Source organism: Gemella sp. 27098_8_149 (assembly GCF_041433745.1).
Taxonomy (GTDB): domain Bacteria; phylum Bacillota; class Bacilli; order Staphylococcales; family Gemellaceae; genus Gemella.
This window is the reverse complement of the sequence record NZ_JAPWCB010000005.1, coordinates 88,785-111,487: the sequence shown is the minus strand read 5'-3', so window position 1 is coordinate 111,487 and position 22,703 is coordinate 88,785. Positions and strand designations below refer to the sequence as shown.

Annotated in this window: 17 protein-coding genes; 16 read left to right on the top strand and 1 reads right to left on the bottom strand. The window is 33.0% G+C overall.

The genetic code is table 11. From position 1 onward, the window contains the following. The first annotated feature begins 184 nt into the window (after positions 1-184). The 6 genes from O3801_RS03960 (at position 185) to O3801_RS03935 (ending at position 5,766) form a co-directional block, all read left to right on the top strand. Positions 185-517, top strand: a complete 333-nt coding sequence (locus O3801_RS03960) for a PadR family transcriptional regulator (RefSeq protein WP_371454125.1) — start codon at positions 185-187, stop codon at positions 515-517. Beyond that, on the top strand, positions 510-1,025 hold the full coding sequence (locus O3801_RS03955) for a DUF2812 domain-containing protein (protein WP_371454124.1): 516 nt from the start codon (positions 510-512) through the stop codon (positions 1,023-1,025). The genes O3801_RS03960 and O3801_RS03955 overlap by 8 nt, the downstream gene beginning before the upstream one ends. A 4-nt stretch (positions 1,026-1,029) precedes the next feature. Continuing rightward, positions 1,030-1,572, top strand: a complete 543-nt coding sequence (locus tag O3801_RS03950; protein ID WP_371454123.1) for a hypothetical protein — start codon at positions 1,030-1,032, stop codon at positions 1,570-1,572. A gap of 45 nt (positions 1,573-1,617) precedes the next feature. Further along, positions 1,618-2,520, top strand: coding sequence for an ABC transporter ATP-binding protein (locus O3801_RS03945; protein ID WP_003144141.1), 903 nt, complete (start codon positions 1,618-1,620; stop codon positions 2,518-2,520). 2 nt (positions 2,521-2,522) lie between these two features. Continuing rightward, positions 2,523-3,722, top strand: coding sequence for an ABC transporter permease (locus O3801_RS03940; protein WP_371454122.1), 1,200 nt, complete (start codon positions 2,523-2,525; stop codon positions 3,720-3,722). A 730-nt stretch (positions 3,723-4,452) separates the two neighbouring features. After that, positions 4,453-5,766, top strand: coding sequence for an APC family permease (locus O3801_RS03935; RefSeq protein ID WP_371454121.1), 1,314 nt, complete (start codon positions 4,453-4,455; stop codon positions 5,764-5,766). A gap of 50 nt (positions 5,767-5,816) precedes the next feature. Here the strand turns inward: O3801_RS03935 and trpB are convergent, their stop codons facing one another. Then, positions 5,817-7,025, bottom strand: a complete 1,209-nt coding sequence (trpB, locus tag O3801_RS03930; protein WP_371454120.1) for a tryptophan synthase subunit beta — start codon at positions 7,023-7,025, stop codon at positions 5,817-5,819. Positions 7,026-7,519: 494 nt separating this feature from the next. On the opposite strand from trpB, the gene O3801_RS03925 reads away from it, so the two are divergent. The 10 genes from O3801_RS03925 to O3801_RS03880 all read left to right on the top strand — a co-directional run bounded on the left by O3801_RS03925 (position 7,520) and on the right by O3801_RS03880 (position 22,683). Beyond that, positions 7,520-8,335: an MBL fold metallo-hydrolase gene (locus O3801_RS03925; RefSeq protein WP_371454119.1), complete on the top strand. Its 816-nt coding sequence runs from the start codon at positions 7,520-7,522 to the stop codon at positions 8,333-8,335. Positions 8,336-8,685: 350 nt separating this feature from the next. Next, the gene (locus O3801_RS03920) at positions 8,686-9,690 is read left to right on the top strand and encodes an ABC transporter ATP-binding protein (RefSeq protein ID WP_371454118.1); all 1,005 of its coding nucleotides are present in this window, start codon (positions 8,686-8,688) and stop codon (positions 9,688-9,690) included. Next, on the top strand, positions 9,683-10,615 hold the full coding sequence (locus O3801_RS03915) for an ATP-binding cassette domain-containing protein (protein WP_060914625.1): 933 nt from the start codon (positions 9,683-9,685) through the stop codon (positions 10,613-10,615). Before O3801_RS03920 ends, O3801_RS03915 begins: the two co-directional genes overlap by 8 nt. Continuing rightward, entirely contained in the window at positions 10,615-11,580 is a 966-nt protein-coding gene (opp4B, locus tag O3801_RS03910) for an oligopeptide ABC transporter permease (protein WP_060914624.1), read from the top strand. The genes O3801_RS03915 and opp4B overlap by 1 nt, the downstream gene beginning before the upstream one ends. 14 nt (positions 11,581-11,594) lie before the next feature. Next, complete coding sequence (locus tag O3801_RS03905) at positions 11,595-12,500, top strand: ABC transporter permease (protein WP_060914623.1); 906 nt, start codon at positions 11,595-11,597, stop codon at positions 12,498-12,500. A 356-nt stretch (positions 12,501-12,856) separates the two neighbouring features. Continuing rightward, complete coding sequence (locus O3801_RS03900; RefSeq protein ID WP_371454117.1) at positions 12,857-14,659, top strand: ABC transporter substrate-binding protein; 1,803 nt, start codon at positions 12,857-12,859, stop codon at positions 14,657-14,659. Between the two features lie 379 nt (positions 14,660-15,038). Then, positions 15,039-16,841 carry an ABC transporter substrate-binding protein gene (locus tag O3801_RS03895; RefSeq protein WP_371454116.1) on the top strand — a complete coding sequence of 601 codons (1,803 nt, stop codon included), beginning with the start codon at positions 15,039-15,041 and terminating at the stop codon, positions 16,839-16,841. A 373-nt stretch (positions 16,842-17,214) separates the two neighbouring features. Further along, on the top strand, positions 17,215-19,020 hold the full coding sequence (locus O3801_RS03890; protein ID WP_371454114.1) for an ABC transporter substrate-binding protein: 1,806 nt from the start codon (positions 17,215-17,217) through the stop codon (positions 19,018-19,020). Between the two features lie 443 nt (positions 19,021-19,463). Continuing rightward, complete coding sequence (locus O3801_RS03885; RefSeq protein WP_294682884.1) at positions 19,464-21,263, top strand: ABC transporter substrate-binding protein; 1,800 nt, start codon at positions 19,464-19,466, stop codon at positions 21,261-21,263. Between the two features lie 529 nt (positions 21,264-21,792). After that, positions 21,793-22,683 (top strand): DMT family transporter, encoded by an 891-nt coding sequence (locus O3801_RS03880; protein ID WP_371454113.1) that lies wholly within the window; start codon positions 21,793-21,795, stop codon positions 22,681-22,683. The last annotated feature ends 20 nt before the right edge of the window (positions 22,684-22,703 follow it).

Genomic DNA, 22,703 nt, shown 5'->3' with positions numbered 1-22,703 from the left:
AAATATCTGTAATAAATAATATAGGTTATAAATTAAGAAGGATATTTTTATCTAATATTTTTTATGAAAATAATAAAAAATCTATTGACTTATATCAATGATTGATATACAATTATATCAAAGATGGATATATCAATAATGGATATAGATAAAGAATATCTCTAATTAAGTTAGGAGGGATAAAATGGCAAAGGTAAGCCCTTATGAGACGGGCGAATTAACAGATAGTATATTTTTTACACTTCTAGTTTTAACAGAACCTATTCATGGATACTTGATAATGCAAAAGGTGGCAGAGATTACAGATAATAAAATTATTATCGGACCTGCGACAATGTACACGACTTTGGGTAAAATGGTTTCTGTTGGCTGGATTGAAGATAAAGAAATCGATAATTCAAAAAAAGAATATCATATTACTCCAAAAGGCATGGAAGTTTTGGAGAAAAATTTAAAACTTCGACAGTTTCTACTAGATGTGGCTATGAAGTTTATAGGTGGTGGAAGTGATGAGTAATTATAAGGTGATACATACATTCGCTTTAACAAATAAGAGACTCATGAAAAAATTAGAGAGATATAGTGCTAAGGGGTGGCATTTTAAAAAGTTTCTGGGGTTCTTAATTTTATTAGAAAAAGGAGAAAGAACCGATTATAAATACGAACTGGTATATGATAAAAAGTTCGATGCTGAACGTGAAGACTTTTATAAGTTTAACGGTTGGGAAGTAGTTAGAAATGGTATTTTTTGGCAGATATTACGTGGTGAACCTACGGCAACCACACTATATACAGATAATTTGAGTGAAGAATACATGTGGCTATATAGAATAAGATTTAATGGAAAAATCATGTTAGGATGCTTTTTTCTAGCTTTGATTACACATTTAATAAATAAATTTTTAATGCCATCTGAAGTAATTGATTTTATTACAGGAATGTCTTTTGGCTTTGGTTTAGGACTAGGTGCTGTAAATATAGCGTTCTTTATAAAATATATATTTTTAAAGAGAAGAAAGGATTGACTTTATGAAGTATAAATATGTTCCGGTATTTATAAGCTATGATAAAGTAGCAGATAAAATGAATAATCTTGCTGCTCAGGGATATGAATACGATAAAGAGGCTATAGTGGCAATTAGAATGAAGAAAGTCTCTGAGATTAGTGACAAGCAATATAAGTTTATTTTTGATAAAAACTTTACACCAGAGATAGAAGAGTTTTATAAGGCAAGTGGTTGGAAGCTTCATAAGTTTCAATTTTATAATTTGTTTAGGCTAGCTGAAGGGACTTCTAGTTCGTATCCAATATATACTGATACTGAGACGGAATTAGAATTTATTAGGTACAGATTGTTAAGATTTATAGTTTTGTTTATTTTAATAAATATAATAGGGGTATTGTATTTTACTAATATTAAATGGGTAATTAATAGTGGAATACCTGATGTGCTAGCTATGTTACTAGGCGGATTGATAGGTGGTATATTTGGTTACTGTATAAGTGGACTTGGAATGTTTTTACCGAAATATTTCAAGTTAACAAAAGAAATAAAAAATAATGATGAATAAAAAAGGGATATAACTTTTAAAAAGTTAGGAAATGAGGTAAGGGCTATGATTTTAGAATTTAAAAATGTAGAGAAAAGCTTTGGTAATAAAAAGGTTCTTAAAGGAGTTAGTTTCACAGCGAAAAGTGGTGTGGCTAATGGATATTTAGGACGAAATGGTAGTGGTAAAACTACGAGTTTTAGAATTCTGTTAGACATATTCAAGCCGGATAAAGGGGAGATTTTACTAGATGGGAAACCTCTAGATCACAGTAAGGTGAAAATTGGGTACCTTCCAGAAGAACGTGGAATGTACGATGGTGTTGGGCTTGTAGATCAGCTTACGTACTTCGGAATGCTAAAAGGTATGAAGAAGAAAGCAGCACAAACAGAAGCGAAAAAATGGTTAGAGTACTTTGAATTAGAGGATAATAAACAAGCATTAAAAACATTGTCTAAAGGGAATGCGCAAAAAATTCAAATTATCCAAAGTGTAATGAATGATCCAGATATTCTTGTTTTTGACGAACCATTCAGTGGACTTGATCCGGTGAACGTATCGAAGTTAAAAGAAATAATTACAGATTTTATTAAAAAAGATAAACTTGTTATTTTCTCATCTCACCAAATGCCAGTTGTGGAAACATTCTGTGAGGATATTAATATACTAGAAAAAGGGAAAATTACTCTAAGTGGTAATTTAGATTATATTAAAAAACAATTAGGACACGGAAAAATGATCTTGAGTGTTAGTGGTTTTGAGAAAGATGAACTGCTAGCTAATCTTAAATCTATACCACTAGGTATTGAGTATTCATTAGTTCCAGAGGGAGTGCTTCTTGATTTCAAAGAAGAGGGTGCTAAAAAAGAATTATTAGCAAAACTTGCAGGAAGTAGTTTTAATATAGAAGAATTTAAACTTTATAAACCTTCGTTAGAAGATATTTTCAAAGAACAGGTAGGTAAGTAATTATGAAAAATTTTAGTACAGTATTTAATTTTGAGTTTAAACAATTTTTCGCGAAAAAAGCGACAAAAGTTATTATGGCATTGTATTTCATTATAGCTATAGGTATAACATTTGTACCATCGATTGCTAATAGTAACATTTTTAAAGGTGAAAGTAATGATAATTTCACACGTAGTGCGTATGTTGTAAAAGATGTAAATGTTAAGTTAGATGATCTAAAAGAAGCTAAAAAATACGATAGTAAAGAGGCTTTAGAAAAAGACATTAAAGCTAAAAAATTAGATGAAGGTATCGTTTTAACTAAAGATAGTTATGAATATTTATCTAGACAATCTATTTTTAGTAAAGGTAGTAGCGAATTTAAAGAAGCTTTTGGAAAAAATGTAGAGAAATTAGTCTATAAACAAAATGGTTTAGATTATGATAAAGTAACTAACGTGAAATCACATTTACCTCAACCTGTACCTGTGAACGTAAGTGGAGATTCTGATGCTCAGACTCAAGTAGTCAACGTAGTAGTAGTTTATGTTCTTACATTCATCGTTTACATGACAGTAATCCAATTTGGTAGTGTAGTTGCGACAAATGTTGTTAAAGAAAAAAGCAATAGAGCGATGGAATTACTAGTAGTTACTGTAAATCCTAGAACCTTAATTTTAGGAAAAGTACTAGCCTTATCGGTTGCGGTACTTGTTCAAATGGGATTAATTATTGGTGGATTATTCGCTGGGTTAAAAATCAATGGTTCTAGATATAGCGATAATATCAAACATATTATAGAAAATGTGGACTTAAAAGTTCTTGGTGTAGGATTAGCATTTGCTTTAACTGGATTTGTGATGTTTATGTTCATGTACGCGGCATTCGCTTCATTAGTAAGTAAGATTGAAGATGTCAACGGAGCGATAACTTTACCGATGTTAACATTTATGGGTGCATTCTTCGTGAACTACTATATTATGGGATCAACAGGAGACACTAAACTTGCGGAGATTTTATCATATGTTCCATTCACATCATACTTTGTAATGTTTACGCGCTATGCAATAAGCAATGTATCTATTCAAGAATTAGGATTATCTTATGGTATATTAGCTGTAACTACATTACTTGTAGCATTTGCGAGTGTTAGAGTATATAGATTAGCGACATTAAGATACGGTCAAAAATTAAACTTCTTCAAATTATTATTTGGAAAGTAGGGAAAAATAAAGCAACAACACATATTAGATTATCTAGTATGTGTTGTTATTTATAAATTAACTTGTAGTATTAATTATTCATTGCACTTATTTTATATTTATGTTAAAATAAAATCATAAAGAGAGAGCCGTTTTAAAGACGGTGACTCTGATTAATTATAGTTAAAAATAACTGTCTTAACCGTTCAAAGTTTTAAAGATGGTTATTTTTTATTGTCTTTTTTTAATGCCATAATGCATGCACTAACTATTGAAACAATTAAAAGGTTTATTCCAATAATTGTTTGTACAATTTCGTATGCAGACAACTTGCTACTCCCTTCTTCAAGTTTTTAGTGTATGTGAGCATAGCACCAACTCCTTTCGTAGAAAAGTAGCCACCATCTTTATAGAAGGTATTACCTCATCTAACTTCTCTCTCCGATTTTGATTATATCAGATTAATTAGTGATTATCAATGATTTTAAGAAATTAATATTATTATTTTAATATTGTTAATAATAGTAAGAATTATATGAAAATGATAATTGTAACAGAGATAATTACTGTATGAAAAATCAATAAAATATAAATATTTAAAATTTAATTATATATTTAAAAAAAGTGTCTTTTTGGTGAGATAGAAGTAATATTCAAAAGATTCAAATTTTGAGTCTTTTCTTTTTTCTTTTTAGTGCATAAAAGGTTATAATTAGGTATAAAAAAATCTGTAAAATAAGGAGATTATTTAATGAGTGAACTGAAAAGAACGATAGGCTTTATGCCGGCTTTTATGACGGTAATAGGTTCAGTAATAGGAGCAGGAGTATTTTTCAAAGCGGCTGTTATTTATAAGACTACAGGGACGATGAGTTTAGGGTTACTAGCTTGGGTGCTTGCCGGTATTATTACAATTTGTGCAGGTCTTACAGTTGCGGAACTTGCGGCATCTATTCCTGAAGTTGGAGGAATGGTCGTTTGGATAGAAAGAACTTATGGAAAAACTGCAGCATTCTTACTAGGATGGGCGCAGTCGGTAATTTATTTCCCTGCGATGATTGCAGCTCTTGCGGTTATCTTCTCTACACAAGTTTTAAATTTATTAAATTTAGATAAGACTTGGCATCTTCCTATAGCCATTGCTGCAGCGGCATCATTAATGTTTTTAAACTTTTTAGGTGGAAAAATCGGAGGAACGATTCAGACGGTAGCCACTATTTGTAAGTTAATCCCATTAATAGTAATTATTGCATTTGGATTATTTCAAACTAACTCACAACCGCTACAATTATTCCCTATAGAAGCGGGGAAAGATATTTCATTCGCTAGTGGGCTAGGTGGAGCTTTACTTGCTGCGATGTTCGCCTATGAAGGTTGGACGAACGTAGGAAGTATGGCAGGTGAGATGAAAAATCCTAAAAAAGATTTACCAAGAGCAATTTTCTTAGGGCTTGCGGTTGTTATGGTTGTATATGTACTTATAAATGTTGCTTATCTTATGACTTTACCATTAGATCATGTTGCAGGTAATCAAACTGTAGCCAGTGAAGTAGCTACTAAGTTATTCGGTGGTATTGGTGGTAAAATTATTACGATTGGTATACTTATTAGTGTATATGGAGCGATTAACGGATTCTCAATGGCTGGAATTCGAGTTCCTTATGCGATGGCGAAAAGTGAACAGATTCCATTAAAAAATGTATGGACGAAGTTAAATAAAGGAGCTGTGCCAGTAAATGCAGGACTATTACTTTTAGTAATAGCATTCTTAATGATGTTAACAGGTAGTTTTGATATGTTAACTGACCTATTAGTATTCGTAATGTGGTTCTTCTACACTGCAACATTCCTTGCGGTAATTATACTACGTAAAAAAGAACCAAAATTAGAAAGACCATATAGAGTACCTTTATACCCAATAGTTCCTATAATAGCTATTCTTGGTGGAGTTTATACTTTAGTAAGTACTTTAATCTCACAAACATCATTAGCTATGGGAGGAATTGCCTTAACGTTAATAGGATTATTATTCTATACAGAATTACATAAGAAATTCAAAAAATAATAGAAAAGAAACATCGCATATTAGAAAACCTAGTATGCGATGTTTTTGTATTATTTATTTCTATTTTCTAAGTAGTCTGCAATTGCAGCTACGTCTTTGTCTCCACGTCCAGATACGTTAACGATAATTACTTTATTTTTATCTAGTTTTGGAGCACGTTTGATTACTTCTGCAAGTGCGTGTGAACTTTCGATTGCTGGGATAATTCCTTCTGTTCTAGTTAATAGAAGTAAAGCATCGACAGCTTCATCATCAGTTGCACTCACGTATTCAGCACGTTTTGCATCTTTTAGGAATGAGTGTTCAGGTCCGATACCTGGGTAGTCTAATCCTGGAGAGATTGAGTAAACAGGTTTTACTGAACCGTCTTCATTGAATAATGCGTAAGTTTTCATACCATCAACAACCCCAACAGTACCAAGTGTTAGTGTTGCTGCGTGACGATCTGTATCAAGACCGCGACCAGCTGCTTCAACCCCTAGTAACGCTACTTCTTCGTGAGGGATGAACTCAGCGAAAGCACCGATTGCGTTAGATCCACCACCTACACAGGCTACTACTAAGTCAGGAAGACGTCCTTCTTTTTCTAGAATTTGACGTTTTGCTTCTTGACTGATAACTTTTTGGAAGTCTTTTACGATAGTAGGATATGGGTGAGGTCCTACTGCAGATCCTAGTACGTAGAAAGTATCGTCGATGTTTTCAATCCATGCTTTGAATGCAGCGTCAACAGCTTCTTTTAGAGTTTTTTCTCCTTCTTGAGCTGCGTGAACTTTTGCTCCTAGCATTTCCATTCTAAATACATTTAGTCTTTGTCTTTCTACATCAAGAGCTCCCATGTAGATTTCACATTCCATACCGAATTTCGCAGCGGCAGCAGCTGTAGCTACACCGTGTTGACCTGCCCCTGTCTCAGCGATAATTTTCTTTTTACCCATACGTTTTGCAAGTAAAATTTGTCCGATAACGTTGTTAAGTTTGTGTGCTCCAAGGTGGTTTAAATCTTCACGTTTAAGGTAGATTTTTGCTCCTCCAAGGTGGTTTGTTAAACTTTCAGCGTAGTATAGTGGAGTTTCACGGCCTGAGTAATCTTTTAAGTAGTGAGCATATTCTGCTAAAAATTCTTCATCATCTTTGTATTTGTCGTAAGCTGCTTCTAGTTCATCAAGAGCTTTTTGTACAACTTCAGGTACGAAGCTTCCCCCAAATTCTCCAAAGTATCCTTTTAAGTTGTTTAAGTTATTTTCTAAGTTTGTCATAATTGTTTATTTCCTTTCGAATTGTCTATAAGATTATTTTGATTTTTGTATTTCACCCTAAAAAGAAAAGACCGTATAGAATTCTATACGGCCCTTTTGCGAAATTTAAAACGATTTTTCTACAGCCGACATAGACACTTTTTAGAGTACACTAAAGTTGCGTCTACGTCATAAAAACATACACACAACATTATCTACGCCAGTTTTGCCAAGAGTTTAAAGTTGTTGTTTGTTTCATTTGTAGTTCCTCCTTCTCGTTTTTGTTGTTTTTATTATACACATTATTTTTTCAGAATGCAAGTCTTTTTTTGTAATTTTTTAAATTTTTCTGACAATTTACACAAGTAGCCTATTGTAACAAGATTCTAAAGGAGTGTTTATTTAAAATATATTGAGAGATGATTAGGAATGTTCAAGATTGTAGTTCTTTCTACCTAAAGCATTGTAAAAGTGGTATAATATAAAGGTGTAAAATTTAAGTATGGAGGTGCAATTTGAAATTATCGGTATTAGCCAGCAGTAGTAGTGGAAATAGTATTTTTATAGAGCATAATAATTTTAGATGTTTAGTAGATGCTGGACTGACTGGGAAAAAAGTAGTAGAGAACTTAGCGCAAATAGAGCGTGATATTAAAGATATAAATGCAATCTTTGTAACGCATGAGCACATAGATCATATTAAAGGAGTAGGAGTATTAGCTAGAAAGTACAATATTCCGATATATGCCAACGCACTTACTTGGCAGAATATGTCGAAATGTGGTGAGATTAGTTCTGACTTGAAGTTTCATTTTGAAAAAGAAGAAAGTAAAGTTTTTGATGATGTGGTAGTTAATAGTTTTGGAGTTAGTCATGATGCGATTAATCCGCAGTTTTATACTTTTGAGTGTGAAGGGAAAAGGGTAAGTATCCTTACAGATACGGGCTATGTATCTGATAAGATGATTGATTATGTGAAGGATTCTCATACGATTGTTTATGAGAGTAATCATGAGGAGAATGTTCTACTTAGTGGACCTTATCCATGGACTACAAAACAACGTATATTATCAGATATGGGTCACTTGTCAAATACAGATTCTGCTAATTATTTAACGAAAATAGTAGGAGATAATACGAAGAATGTCTTTTTAGCCCATTTAAGTGAGCAAAACAATACGAAGGAACTAGCTCGTATGGCAGCGGATATGACGCTTAAACATAAGGATATAGATTGTATTCTAGAAGCTGATAAGACTATCGATTGCAATGATAAAATAGTTATAATGGATACTGATCCAGTAATTCCAACTAAGATAATAGAAATATAATAAGAAATAAGGTCAACTTATAAAAATAGTTTCTAAGGAATTAGTTTTAGTAGTTGATCTTATTTTTTTCTACTATATAAAATGAATTATCATATTGAGTAATTTTTATATGAAAATGAGAACCTTTTCTGTAAATATTCAGAAAATTCTAGTTTTTTCGCGTTAAATTTTTATTTTTTTATTGCTTTTTTTCTAAAAATTTTATAATATAGTATTATGTAGTTTTTTACTAAGTTATAATTCATAAAATAAATTATGCTTGTGAAAGACAAGATAAAATGAAAATAAATGAAATAAAGTTTAAAATTGTATTAATTTATTGAGTAATGTTATTGGAAGGAGATAGGCGAATGGAAAAACTATTAGAGATTAAAAATCTAGAAACAGCATTTAGAATTAAAGATGATTATTTTAACGCTGTTGATAAAGTTAGTTTAGACCTATATAAAAACGAAGTTTTGGCTATCGTTGGAGAAAGTGGTTGTGGTAAGTCGACATTAGCGACAACAATTATGCGTCTTCACAATGAAAATCTAACGAAGTCTACTGGAGAAATTATTTTCAAAGGGAAAAACATACTAGATTTAACAGAAGATGAGATGAATAAAATTAGAACAAAAGATATTGGGATGATCTTCCAAGATCCTCTTTCTTCATTAAACCCACTACACAGAATTGGGAAACAAATTGAAGAGGCTCTAATTTATCATACTGAACTAAGTGCAGAAGAAAGACAAAAACGTGTTATTGAGTTATTAACACAGGTTGGTATTCCAAATCCTGAACGTTGTGCAAAACAGTATCCACATGAATTATCTGGTGGTATGCGTCAACGTGTAATGATAGCGATGGCGATGAGTTGTAAACCAAGTGTTCTTATCGCGGACGAACCAACAACAGCTCTAGATGTTACGATCCAAGCGCAAATCTTAGACCTTATTAAAGGACTTCAAGCAGAGATGCATGCTGGTATTATCCTAATTACGCACGACCTTGGGGTAGTTGCTGAGATGGCGGATAGAGTAGCCGTATTATATGCCGGAGAAGTAGTAGAAATCGGAACAGCAGAGCAGATCTTTAAAAATCCACAGCACCCTTATACTCGTAGTTTATTACGTAGTATTCCTCAAATTGATGACGAGGAAGTTGGAGAAGAACTTTATGTTATTCAAGGGATGGTTCCATCTTTAAAAACTTTAGACAGACAAGGATGTCGTTTTGCAAACCGTATTCCTTGGATTAAAGATGAACATCACGAACATAATCCGACTCTACATGAAGTAGAAGAAGGACACCATGTACGTTGTACATGTTACAGAAACTTTGAATTTGAAGGGGAGGAGAACAATGCTTAAAGTTGAAAATCTAAAAGTGCATTATCCTATTCGTGGTGGATTTTTTAATACAATTAAAGACCATGTATACGCGGTAGATGGCGTTGATCTTGAAATCGAAGCTGGAAAAACTTATGGACTAATCGGGGAAAGTGGTAGTGGAAAAACTACTGTTGGTAAAGTAGTTCTAGGTTTAGAAAAAGCAACTGATGGACAGATTATTTACAAAGAAGAAGATGTTACTAAAAAAGCAGCTCGTAAAAAACTAAAATATAATCGCGATGTTCAAATGATTTTCCAAGATGCAATGTCTAGTTTAAATCCTAAGAAACGTATTATAGATATTATCGCAGAGCCTATTAGTAACTTTGAAAACTTATCTGAAGAAGATACAAAAAAACGAGTTTTAGAACTTTTAAACATCGTTGGTATGGGTGAAGAAGCTATGTATAAATATCCATTTGAATTCTCAGGTGGACAACGTCAACGTATCGGGGTTGCACGTGCGATTGCATGTAATCCTCGTCTAATCGTAGCCGATGAACCAGTATCAGCTCTTGACCTTTCGGTTCAAGCACAGGTTCTAAACTTCATGAAAAAAATCCAAAAAGACTTTAATATAAGTTATCTATTCATTTCTCATGACCTTGGGGTTGTTAAACACATGTGTGATTACATTTATATCATGTACCGTGGTCGTATCGTAGAACGTGGAACACGTGAAGATATTTACAATAATCCACAACACATTTATACAAAACGTCTTATTGCAGCTATTCCAAGTACTAACTTAGATAAAGCTAAAGAAGTAAAAGAAATAAGACAAGCTGTTGAAGAAGAATATCAAAAACATTATAACGATTATTTTGATAAAGATGGAAGAGTATATCCACTTAAAAAATTAACAGAAACACACTATGTAGCAATGAAAGGAGGAGAAGTGTAATGTGGAAAGTAGTTTTAAAACGATTTTTAGTAATGATACCACAATTATTCATCCTTAGTGTACTAGTGTTTGGTCTAGCTAAACTTATGCCTGGGGATCCATTTAGTGGTTTAGCAGAAAATCCAAAAATTTCTCAAGAGCAAATTGAAGCGATTCGTCAAGCGAGTGGATTCTATGAGCCTTGGTACCAACAATACCTAACTTGGCTGAAAAACTTTATGCACGGGGACTTCGGACTAAGTTATACTACTGGTAAATCAGTAGGAACGCTTTTAGGAGAAAGAATTTTTAATACATTCAACCTGTCATTATTTACAGCGGTAATTATGTATGCAATCGCAATTCCTATGGGGATGTATGCAGGGCGTTATAACGGTTCTAAATTCGATAAATTCGTAAACTTTTATAACTTCTTCTTCTTAGCGATTCCATCATTCGTATTATACTTATTCATGATCGCATTATTCGGTTTTGGTTTAGGATGGTTCCCAACAAGTGGATCTGTAGATGTTAACCTTGATCCAGGAACATTCACTTATTATATAAACAAACTACAACACTTAGTGTTACCTGGTATCTGTTTAGCGTTACTATCAACTGTATCAACTGTTCAATATTTACGTAATGAAGTTATCGATGCGAAACAAAGTGACTATGTAAAAACAGCTCGTTCTAAAGGTGTACCAGTTAAAAAAGTTTACTCAGGACACATCTTCAGAAACTCTATTTTACCAATCGCAGCATTCTTCGGATTCTCTATTACTGGATTATTCAGTGGTGGTATCTTCGTAGAAACAATCTTCGGTTACCCAGGAATGGGACAACTGTTCTACCAAAGTATTCAAGATAGAGACTATAGTGTTGTTACAACATTAATGTTATTCTCTGGATTCTTAACACTACTTGGTAGTACATTAAGTGATATTATTATGGCGATTGTAGACCCACGTATTAAATTGGACTAGGAGGAAGTTGAACAATGACAAAAGCAAAAGAAGAAAAAGTTATAACTAAAACTCCTTCTGGATTTTCAGTTGTAGCTCGTGAGTTTAAAAAAGATAAAGGTGCATTTGCAGCTTTAATTACACTAAGTGCTATCTTGATTTTCGTAGTACTTTTCAATATTTACATTCGCGTAAGTGGTGTATACAGTACTTACTTTGATGTAGATTTATTAAATATTTTCTTAAAACCTGGTGAGGATGGATTCTTATTAGGTACAGACGTAGGTGGTCACTCAGTATTTGGATGGCTAATGATGGGGATGCTTAACTCTATTCTTATCGCAGTAGCAGTAACAGCAATTACGATTGGTTTTGGTACTGCAGTAGGATTAGTTATTGCTTACTACGGTGGACGTGTTGATAATATTGTGATGCGTTTCGTAGACTTTATGGTAATTATCCCAACATTGATGGTAATCATCGTATTCGTAAGTATCAAACGTGACTATGGTCTAGTACTGTTCATCTTGATCTTATCAGCATTCGCATGGATGGGGTCAACTCGTTTAGTACGTAGTAAAGCTTTATCAGAATCACGTCGTGATTACGTATTAGCTTCAAAAACAATGGGGACACCTGATTGGAAAATCATGTTACAAGGAATCTTACCTAACATTAGTTCTATCATTATCGTAGAAGCTACGTTATCGTTAGCGGCTAATATGGGTATCGAGGTTGGTTTAACATACCTTGGATTCGGTCTTCCAGCAGGAACACCAAGTATCGGTACTATGTTATCTTACGCAAAAGATGCAGACGTACTTATTAACAAAATGTATATTTGGCTGCCAGCAGCCCTTGCGATCTTAATTATCGTTTTATGCATCAACTCTATCGGTGGAGCATTAAGACGTAGTTTAGATGCTAGACAAAGATTATAATTTAATAGGTCATGTAGAGATTTTCTACATGACCGTTTTTTTTATGATGTTAAGAAATTTTTTCAAATAATATTTTATTTTACTGTTATAGAAATATAATTAATAAGAAAGATAGTGTTTAATTAAAAAATCTTAAATATTGTTAATTATCAGGGGTTAAGCACTGATTTAATACAGTGGATTAAGAGGTGTATTGTTAAGTCTTCAGTAAATATAAAATTTCATTTCAGTGAAAATTAAAAAAACATCGTAAAATTTTCTGACAATTACTTGACGCATGTAATTTTTTCTGATATAATTGCTAAAAATAAATATTTAAGAAAGGCTGTATACAATACAGCATGGAGGATAAGATAATGGAAAAGAAAAAAATGTTAAAGGTAGTTAGTTCAGCTATGGCTCTCACAATGTTACTTGCAGGATGCTCAAGCGCAAGTAACAGTTCTAAAGGAAGCAAAGCTGCTGTCGAGTTCAAGACAGCTGTAGACAATGGTGGAAATGCCGTAAGTGGTCAACAACTTAAAATTGGTATTGCTTCTGCAGATCCACTAACAGGGATGTTCAACCCAGTATTTTATTTACAATCAACAGATAATGATGTAATGAAATATACAATGGCAGGAGCGTTCCCGACTGACGATGCAAACCGTCTAAAACAAGATGATAAAGAAGCACCGGTTATGTTCCACGTTGATCGTGAGAAAAAAGAAGTTACATTAACTATCCATAAGGATCTTAAGTGGAGTAACGGAGAAGACGTAAAAGCGGACGATATCGTTGCGACTTATGAACTTATGGGGAATCCTAAGTATACAGAAAACGTTCGTTACAGTGATGAGTACGAAGTAATCGAAGGTATGAAAGAGTACCACGAAGGAAAAGCAAAAAACATCTCTGGTGTAGTTAAAAAAGACGACAAGACTGTAGTACTTAAGTACAAAGAAATCAAGCCAGCATTATTATGGGGTAATGGATTCGTCGGAGAATTCTTAAACAAAGCTCAAGTAGAAGCTGCATCAAAAGACTTCACTAAATTTGCTGAAGCAGAATTAAATAAAAAACCATTATCTTATGGACCATATTACTTAGATAAAGTAGTAAACGGGGAAAGTGTATTAGCGAAAGCTAACCCTTACTTCTACAAAAAATCTGACGTAAAAATTCCAGAAATCCAATTCAAAGTTGTATCACCAGCTCAAGCAAGTGCTGTTCTTAAAAATGGTGATGTAGACTTAATGGATGCTTTAACTACAGGTATCTGGGATGGTACTAAAGATGCTAAAAACGGAACAATCTTAGGAGAATCTGACTACTATGTATCATACGTAGGATTCAAACTAGGTAAATTCAACAAAGAAAAAGGTGAAGTAGAAGTAGATCCAAACGCTAAAGCAGCTGACAAACGAGTACGTCAAGCATTCGGTTACGCAGTAGACTGGGATCAAATCAATGAAAAAATCTATAAAGGATTACGTTTCACACCAACTGGTTCTGGATTCTATCCACCGATTGTTAAAATGTTCCACAATAAAGACGGTGAGAAATATACTAAGAACGTAGAAAAAGCGAAAAAACTTCTTGATGAAGCAGGTCTTAAAGATACAGATGGAGACGGATTAAGAGAAGATAAAAACGGTAAAAAACTTACATTCAACTTCGCTATCCGTAACGTAGGTCAAGACTTCGACCAAACATTAGCAGATACATTCGTTAAATCTTGGAAAGAAGTAGGATTAGATGTTAAACTTACTGATGGAAAACTTATGTCATCTAAAGATTGGTCTCAACGTGTACAAGCAGATGATCCACAAATCGATATCTTCCAAGGAGCTTGGGGATTAGGAAGTGACCCTAACCCAAGTGGATTAGTAGGAAAAACTTCACCACTTAACTTACAACGTTACACAACTGAAGAACTACAAAAATCATTAGATGCAATGGGAAGCAGTGACATGTTTGATGATGCTAAACTTAAAGATGCATATCAAAAATTCGATAAACAATTCAGAGAAGAAGCTGCTTGGTTACCATTCAGCTGGCAACAACAAATGACATGGGTTAACAAACGTGTTAAATCATTAGATCTAGCGAAACTAAAAACTGGTGAACAAAAAGTTTACGGTTTAGAGTTAACTGCTGACGCACCAGCGAAAAATTAATTTAGTTTAGGAATGAGATTTGGCTAAGGGCACTTAGTTAAAACTCCCCCTAATAAACTTATATTTCATTTTATTTTCAATTAATTTTGAGAGGGATGGAAAATTAAAATTTCATAGAATATTTTGATTGAAGCCCTCTCAACTTTGAGAATATGAATATACAGTTTATATTATAGAAATATTAATTAGAAATAGATATAACTTAAAATGTAAGGATTTAAAGGATATAAGTTCCTTAAATCATATTAATTAAATATGTAGAGCTACAATTTTACATAAATTTAAGGCGAAGTATCGTGCTTTAATGTAGCAAGGATACTTCGTCTTAAATTTTGTTATTTTTAATTATCGACAAACTAGAGTTATATTGGAGGAAAAAATGAAGAAAAATAAATTTTTAAAAGTATTCAGTTCAGCAATGGCACTATCAATCATTCTTGCAGGATGTTCAACATCATCAAAATCATCGAAAGATGGTAAACCAGCGGTAGAATTTAAAACATCTGTTGATAACGGTGGAAGTGCAGTAAGTGATTCTGTGCTAAAAGTTGGTATCTTAAGTGCTGATCCATTAACAGGTATGTTTAACCCAGTATTTCACCTACAAGCAACAGACAATGCAGTAATGGAAGATACTATGGCACACACATTCGCTTTTGATCATTCATATAAATTAAAAGAAGATGATGAAGACGCACCGGTTAAGTTCCATTTAGATAAGGATAAAAAACAGGTAACACTTACTATCCGTAAAGATTTAAAATGGAGTAATAATCAAGACGTAGTCGCGGATGATATTATCGCAACATACGAACTTATGGCTAATCCTAAGTATAAAGATAATATTCGTTATAAGAGCGAATTTGAAACAATAGAGGGTCTAAAAGATTATCATGAAGGTAAAGCTGAAAAAATCTCAGGTCTTACTAAAAAAGATGATAAAACAGTAGTTATTCAATATAAAGATGTAAAACCAGCTCTTCTTTGGGGAAGTGGATTCATAACAACATTCCTTAATAAAGATCAAGTAGCTGCAGCATCAAAAGACTTCAGCAAATTTGTAGAAGCGGAATTAAATACAAAACCATTATCTTACGGGCCATACTACTTAGATAAAGTAGTAAATGGAGAAAGCGTACTTGCTAAACAAAATCCATACTACTACAAAAAAGATGATGTAAAAGTAAAAGAAATCCAATTCAAAGTAGTTGCGCCAGCTCAGGCAAGCTCTGTAATTAAAAATGGTGAAATTGACTACATGTCACAAGTAACTCCGAATGTATGGAGTGCGGTAAAAGACTACTCAAATGGGACATTACTAGGACAACCAGATTTCTATATCTCATATGTAGGATTTAAGCTAGGTACATGGGATAAAGAAAAAAATGAAGTTAAAGTAAATCCAAACGCAAAAGCAGCGGATAAACGTGTACGTCAAGCATTCGGTTATGCGGTAGACTGGGATCAATTAAATGAAAAAATTTACAAAGGACTTCGTTTTACACCTACAAACTCAGGTATTTATCCAACACGTTCAGAAGACTATTACGATAAAGATGGATTCAAGTTCAAAAAAGATGTAGAAAAAGCGAAAAAACTTCTTGATGAAGCCGGACTTAAAGACGTTGATGGAGATGGATTAAGAGAGGATAAAGATGGTAAAAAATTAACATTTAACTTTGCTATCCGTAATACAGGTCAAGACTATGACCAAACTCTTGCTGATGCGTTCATTAAGTCATGGAAAGAAGTAGGGCTAGATGTAAAACTAGCTGATGGAAAATTAATGTCATCAAAAGACTGGACACAACGTGTAACGAGTGATGATCCATCTATCGATTTATTCCAAGGGGCGTGGAGCTTGGGTACTAACCCTAACCCAGCGCGTTTACTAAGTGATAAAGCTAAAGTTAACTATCAAAGATATATGAGTGATGTGCTTAAAAAAGACTTAGAAACAATCAACTCTAAAGAAATGCTAGATGATGCTAAGAGAAAAGAAGCATACAAGAAATTTGATAAAGACTTTGCAGAAGAAGCTGCTTGGTTACCATTTAGCTGGAGTACAGATATCACATGGGTAAATAAACGTATCAAAAACTTCGATGTTAAAAAATACGCTTATGGTGAACAAAAACTATATGCATTAGAGCTTACTAATAAAGATAGTGCTAAAGGATAATTTAAAAATTTTATATTAAGTTTATGTTGAAAGAAGGATTACTCAAGAAATAACTTGAGTAGTCCTTTTTTATATAAGAAAATAAATATATCAATTTAACAAAATTTTGAAAAGAATAAATAGTTTATGGATGCTGAATATCCTTGATATGTAAGTAAAGTAAAAGATATGTACGTTTTATAAATAATAATTTACAAGATAGTTTATTGATATTAAATTTATGTTTTTAAAAAAACGAACAGAAATTTCAAAAAAGAATTTTGTTATTTTTTTATTATTTTCTGAAAATTCACTTGACTTATTTTTAAAATAATGTTAAACTTATTTCATAAATAATTGAAAATAAGTTTTTATATATCATGGAGGAAATAAAATGAAAAAGAATAAGTTTCTAAAAGTATTTAGTTCAGCGATGGCTCTTTCAGTAATTTTAGCTGGATGTTCAACATCAAGTAATTCTGGAAGCAAAAACGCTCCTAAAGCAAAAGTAGAATTTAAAACAAGCTTTGATAACGGTGGATCAGCTGTAGATGGTGCTACATTAAAATATGGTATCTTATCAGCTCAACCATTAACAGGTCTTTGGAACCCTGTATTCTCAGATAAAGCAGAAGACCAATACGTAAACCAAGCTGTTATGGGTGGAACATTCTCTACTGACGAAGAAGGTCGTGTTCTTCAAGATAATGCAGACGATGCTGTTAAATTCCACTTAGATCGTGATAAGAAAGAAGTTACATTAACTATTCACGATGGTGCTAAATGGAGCAACGGTGAAGCATTCACTTCTAAAGATATCGTAGCTACATACGAACTTATGGGTAACCCTAAATTCACTACAAATACTCGTTATAATGAGTCATACGAATTCATCGAAGGTATGAAAGAATACCACGCTGGAAAAGCGAAAAACATCTCAGGACTTCAAGTTAAAGATGACAAAACTGTAGTAATTAAATATACTGATGTTCGTCCATCATTACTATGGGGTGAAGGTTTAGTTACTGACTTCTTAAACGCTAAACAAGTAGAAGAAGCTTCTAAAGACTTCGCTAAATTTGCTGAAGCAGACTTAAACAAAAAACCATTATCATATGGTCCTTACTACATCACTAAAGTAGTAAACGGAGAAAGTGTTCTTGCTGAACAAAACCCTCACTACTACAACAAAGACAAGATGAAACTTAAAAAAATCGAGTTCAAAACAGTAGCTCCAGCTCAAGCTAGCCAAGTAATCAAAAATGGAGAAGTTGACTATCTTGATAGCGTTACTCCAAGTGTTTACGAAGGAGCAAAAGATATCAAAAACGGAACATTCTTAGGTGATACTTCTCGTTACATGTCATATGTAGGATTCAAACTAGGTAAATTCGACAAAGAAAAAGGTGAAAACGTAGTTGATCCTAACTCTAAACTAGCTGACAAAAACTTACGTCAAGCATTCCTATATGCGGTTGACCGTGACCAAATCAATGAAAAAATCTTCAAAGGATTACGTTTCACTCCAACTGGATCTGGTATGTACCCAGCAGCTGTAGGTAAATTAGTAAACGAAAATGCAACTGCAGCTAAAAAAGATGTAGAAAAAGCTAAAAAATTATTAGATGACGCAGGATACAAAGATAAAGATGGTGACGGACTACGTGAAGACAAAAACGGAAACAAACTTTCATTCAACTTCGCAATCCGTAACACAGGTGCTGAATATGACCAAGCATTAGCTGATGTATTCGTTAAATCTTGGAAAGAAGTAGGATTAGATGTTAAATTAGTAGACGGAAAACTTATGTCTCCAAAAGACTTCTCTCAACGTGTACAAGCAGATGATCCATCAATCGATATCTTCCAAGCAGCTTGGCAATTTGGAACAAACCCTAACCGTCAAGAGTTACTAGGTAAAAAAGCTCCATTAAACTTATACCGTTACACTACTGAAGCGTTCGAAAACAGCTTCAAAGCTCAAGGATCAGCAGATATGTTTGACGAAGCTAAATTAAAAGCAGCTTACAACAAATTTGATACAGAAGTAGCTGAAGAATTACCATTCTACCCATTAAGCTGGGATACAAGTATCTCATTCTTCAACAAACGTATTAAATCATACGATTTAGCTAAAGCTAAGAAAAACCAATTCAAACTTTATGACATTGAGTTAACAGCTAACGAAGGTGCTAAATAATAAAAATTAACTTACGACATAGATAACTTCGGTTGTCTATGTCGTTTATTTTTTCATAATTGAAAGAAAATTCAAAAAACTCTTGATTTTTTATACAATTAGTAGTAAAATAAATATAACAAAAAGTACAAAAGATTTTTCATTATAACTAAAATGAAAAACTTAATGATTAGGAGGACTACCATGAAACAAAATTTCAATATTCAATCTTGGCAATGGCGTAGATAATATTGTGTGTATGTTTTAACGACATAGACACAATTTTAGCGTGCTCTAAAAAGTGTCTATGTCGGCAAGGTAGGAAATTTGTAATTATACAATGTACTTAAAATTCGATAGTGCCGCATAGTAAAGTAAACTATGCGGTATTTTTTCTCTTTTTAGAGTAGGTTAAATATATAAACGTCTTAAAATTAACACTATTATTCAGGAGAAAATTAACTATGAAACAAAGAAAAATATTATCAGTATTCAGTTCTGTATTTGCACTATCAATTTTATTAGCAGGATGTTCTACAGGCTCAAATAGCAGTAACCAAAATCAAACTAAAGCGAAAGTAGACTTCAAAGTATCTGCGGATAATGGAGGGAGTACAGTTAAGGATGCTACATTCAAATATGGAATACTAACAAATAGCCCATTTGTTGGATTATTCCACCCAGTACTACACGCTAACAAGGCTGATGGGGTTATTACAGAAACAGTATTCGGAAAAACTTTTCCAGTAGATGATGCGTTGAAATATAAGTTAGATGACAACGACGCACCTGTAAAATTACACATTGATAAAGATAAAAATGAAGCAACCTTAACGATTCATGATGGAGTGAAATGGAATAATGGTGAAGATCTTACATCAAAAGATATAATCGCTAGTTATGAACTGCTAGGAAATCCAAAATACACAGAAAATGTAAGATATAACGGTTCGTTTGAGCTTATCGAAGGTATGAAAGATTATCATGAAGGAAAAGCTAAGACAATCTCAGGTATTCAAGCGAAAGATGATAAAACAGTAGTTATTAAATATAGTAAGTTATCACCTTCAATGTTATGGGGAGATGGATTTATCTACGCATTCTCTAACGCAAAACAAATCGCAAAAGTAACTGACTTTGCAAGATTTGGAGAAGCTGAATTAACAAAACGCCCATTGTCATACGGTCCTTATGTAATAACTAAAGAAGTACAGGGAGAAAGTGTTATAGCTGAGGCTAATCCATACTACTATAAAAAAGATGAGATAAAAGTACCTAAAGTTGAATTTAAAGCAGTAGCACCAGCACAAGCGAGTCAAATACTTAAAAATGGTGAAATAGACTATCTAACTGACATTAACACAACAGTCTATGAAGGATTAAAAGATGCGAAAAATGGTGAGCTACTAGGACAACCATCTTCATTCATGTCATTTGTAGGATTTAAATTTGGTAAATACGATAAAGAGAAAAAAGAAAATGTACCTTTAGAAAACACTAAATTTAATAATAAAAATGTAAGACAAGCCTTCTTATATGCAGTTGACCGTGATCAAATTAATGAGAAAATCTATAAAGGCCTACGTTTCACACCAACTGGATCAGCACTATATCCACCAACAGTAGGAAAATTAAGAAATGAAAAAGCTACTGTTGTTAAAAAAGATGTAGAAAAAGCTAAAAAATTATTGGATGAAGCTGGTTACAAAGATGTAGACGGAGACGGATTAAGAGAAGATAATAAAGGGAATAAACTAGTATTCAACTTTGCCTTCCAAGGTGGAAATAACTATGACCAAGCCCTAGCCGACACATTTATTAAATCATGGAAAGAAGTAGGTCTAGATGTCAAGTTACTAGACAATAAGCTAATGGGTAAAAAAGAATGGGATCAACGAGTACTAGGAGATGACCCAGAGATCGATTTATTCTTAGGTGCAGGTCATCACGGATCAGACCCTAGTCGTCAAGAACTATTCGGACGTCAGTCACAATTCAACTACTTTAGATATACTAGTGATAAAATCGATGAAGCCTTCAAAGAACAAAGATCAGATGAAATGTTTGATGATAATAAATTAAAAGAAGCATATAACAAATTCGATGATTTAATCGCAGATGAATTGCCATTCTTTGGGCTAAGCTGGGATACAGAAATCACTTATGTTAACAAGAGAGTAAAACACTTCAATGTTGAAGATTTCACAAAGGGACGTTTAAGTGTGGAAAATCTAGAACTAACAAAAGAGGCTCCTGAAAAATAATATATAGTGATTGAAGATGAACTTTAATCAAAAAAACATAAATAAAACCTCGTTTTATTAGATTATTATGACGTGTATAATTGTTTAGATTGTAAAATATTAAATTAAAATAACTAAGAGCAACTTGAAGATTAATATTTCGTTTGAAATAGATGTCTTTGAGTTGCTCTTTTCTAATTATCAATAGAAATTTTAGAGTATTTCCGAGGAAATAGTGACTGTGAGAAGTTGTATTTAATAATACTAGAGTATGGAATGCTAACAGTTGAATTTTTTGTAAATAACGTATAAAATTATAAAAGTATACTGGGTTTGACCCAAAAGTTCTAAAATTTGACAAAGTTCATATGAGAACTCATAGACGCAGTAGTTTATTGATATCTAAATTCGCTTTAGAAAAGCTTTTTAGATATCTAATAAACTGTGCGGGGGTGACTCGACAAAATCGATTTCCACGAAATCACGATTTTTGAGTCACTCCCTTTTAGAATTTTAAAATTCATAGAAAATTTATAGGAAAGGTGTATTAATGAGAAAATTTATTTCAGAGTTATTGTTAATAATTGTTACGATTATTTGGGGATTAGCTTTTATTTGGCAAAATATTGCGAGTAAGGTTCTAGGGCCTCTTACAGTTGTAGGTATAAGATCAGTAATCGCAGTAGTATTTCTTGGTGCTGTAGCACTTCTGATTCCAAGTCTATATAGAAGTCAGGATCCTAAGATTTTGGCAGAGCCAATAACAAAAAATAAAAGTTGGATACTTGGTGGTATCTGTGGAATAGTATTATTTTTTGCAATGTATATTTCGCAAATAGGTATCGGGATGACAACAGCAGGGAAAGCTGGATTTATTACAGTGTTATACATTTGTATAGTACCGTTTATCGGGGTATTCTTAGGTAATAAGCTTAATAAATTCTTTATTATAGGATTAATTTTATCTGTAATTGGTTTTTATTTCTTATCGGTAAAAGAAGAATTTGCTTTAGAGATGGGAGATATTATCGTCCTGATCAGTGCGGTTCTATTCGGGATTCACATTATTGTTATTGACTATTCAGCTGCTAGAGTTAATTCAATGTTCTTATCACTTGTTCAATTAGTAGTTGTATCTATATTGAGCTTAGGATTAGCAACTTTCAAGGAAACAATCGTCTTTGCAGATATAATGAGCGTTATTTGGCCACTACTTGCGATAGGGGTGCTTTCTAGTGGAGTAGGATATACTTTACAAATCGTAGGACAAAAAGATGTACCACCGCATACAGCATCGCTAATATTAAGTTTAGAGTCTGTTGTAGCTGCGATAGGTGGGGTTCTTATTCTTGGTGAGCATATAGGCCTAAGAGAAGGAATAGGTATGCTTATCGTCTTCGTAGGTATTATAGTTTCACAACTACGAGACAAAAAAGAGTAATTAAATAATTTACAATGAAA

Excerpts from the sequence above, each read along its gene's own strand:
- O3801_RS03950 (WP_371454123.1), top strand. The coding sequence starts at position 1,030 with ATGAAGTATAAATATGTTCCGGTATTTATAAGCTATGATAAAGTAGCA.
- O3801_RS03945 (WP_003144141.1), top strand. The coding sequence starts at position 1,618 with ATGATTTTAGAATTTAAAAATGTAGAGAAAAGCTTTGGTAATAAAAAG.
- O3801_RS03960 (WP_371454125.1), top strand. The coding sequence starts at position 185 with ATGGCAAAGGTAAGCCCTTATGAGACGGGCGAATTAACAGATAGTATA.
- O3801_RS03895 (WP_371454116.1), top strand. The coding sequence starts at position 15,039 with ATGAAGAAAAATAAATTTTTAAAAGTATTCAGTTCAGCAATGGCACTA.
- O3801_RS03915 (WP_060914625.1), top strand. The coding sequence starts at position 9,683 with ATGCTTAAAGTTGAAAATCTAAAAGTGCATTATCCTATTCGTGGTGGA.
- O3801_RS03940 (WP_371454122.1), top strand. The coding sequence starts at position 2,523 with ATGAAAAATTTTAGTACAGTATTTAATTTTGAGTTTAAACAATTTTTC.
- O3801_RS03920 (WP_371454118.1), top strand. The coding sequence starts at position 8,686 with ATGGAAAAACTATTAGAGATTAAAAATCTAGAAACAGCATTTAGAATT.
- O3801_RS03880 (WP_371454113.1), top strand. The coding sequence starts at position 21,793 with ATGAGAAAATTTATTTCAGAGTTATTGTTAATAATTGTTACGATTATT.
- O3801_RS03935 (WP_371454121.1), top strand. The coding sequence starts at position 4,453 with ATGAGTGAACTGAAAAGAACGATAGGCTTTATGCCGGCTTTTATGACG.
- opp4B (WP_060914624.1), top strand. The coding sequence starts at position 10,615 with ATGTGGAAAGTAGTTTTAAAACGATTTTTAGTAATGATACCACAATTA.
- O3801_RS03890 (WP_371454114.1), top strand. The coding sequence starts at position 17,215 with ATGAAAAAGAATAAGTTTCTAAAAGTATTTAGTTCAGCGATGGCTCTT.
- O3801_RS03900 (WP_371454117.1), top strand. The coding sequence starts at position 12,857 with ATGGAAAAGAAAAAAATGTTAAAGGTAGTTAGTTCAGCTATGGCTCTC.
- O3801_RS03885 (WP_294682884.1), top strand. The coding sequence starts at position 19,464 with ATGAAACAAAGAAAAATATTATCAGTATTCAGTTCTGTATTTGCACTA.
- O3801_RS03905 (WP_060914623.1), top strand. The coding sequence starts at position 11,595 with ATGACAAAAGCAAAAGAAGAAAAAGTTATAACTAAAACTCCTTCTGGA.
- trpB (WP_371454120.1), bottom strand. The coding sequence starts at position 7,025 with ATGACAAACTTAGAAAATAACTTAAACAACTTAAAAGGATACTTTGGA.
- O3801_RS03955 (WP_371454124.1), top strand. The coding sequence starts at position 510 with ATGAGTAATTATAAGGTGATACATACATTCGCTTTAACAAATAAGAGA.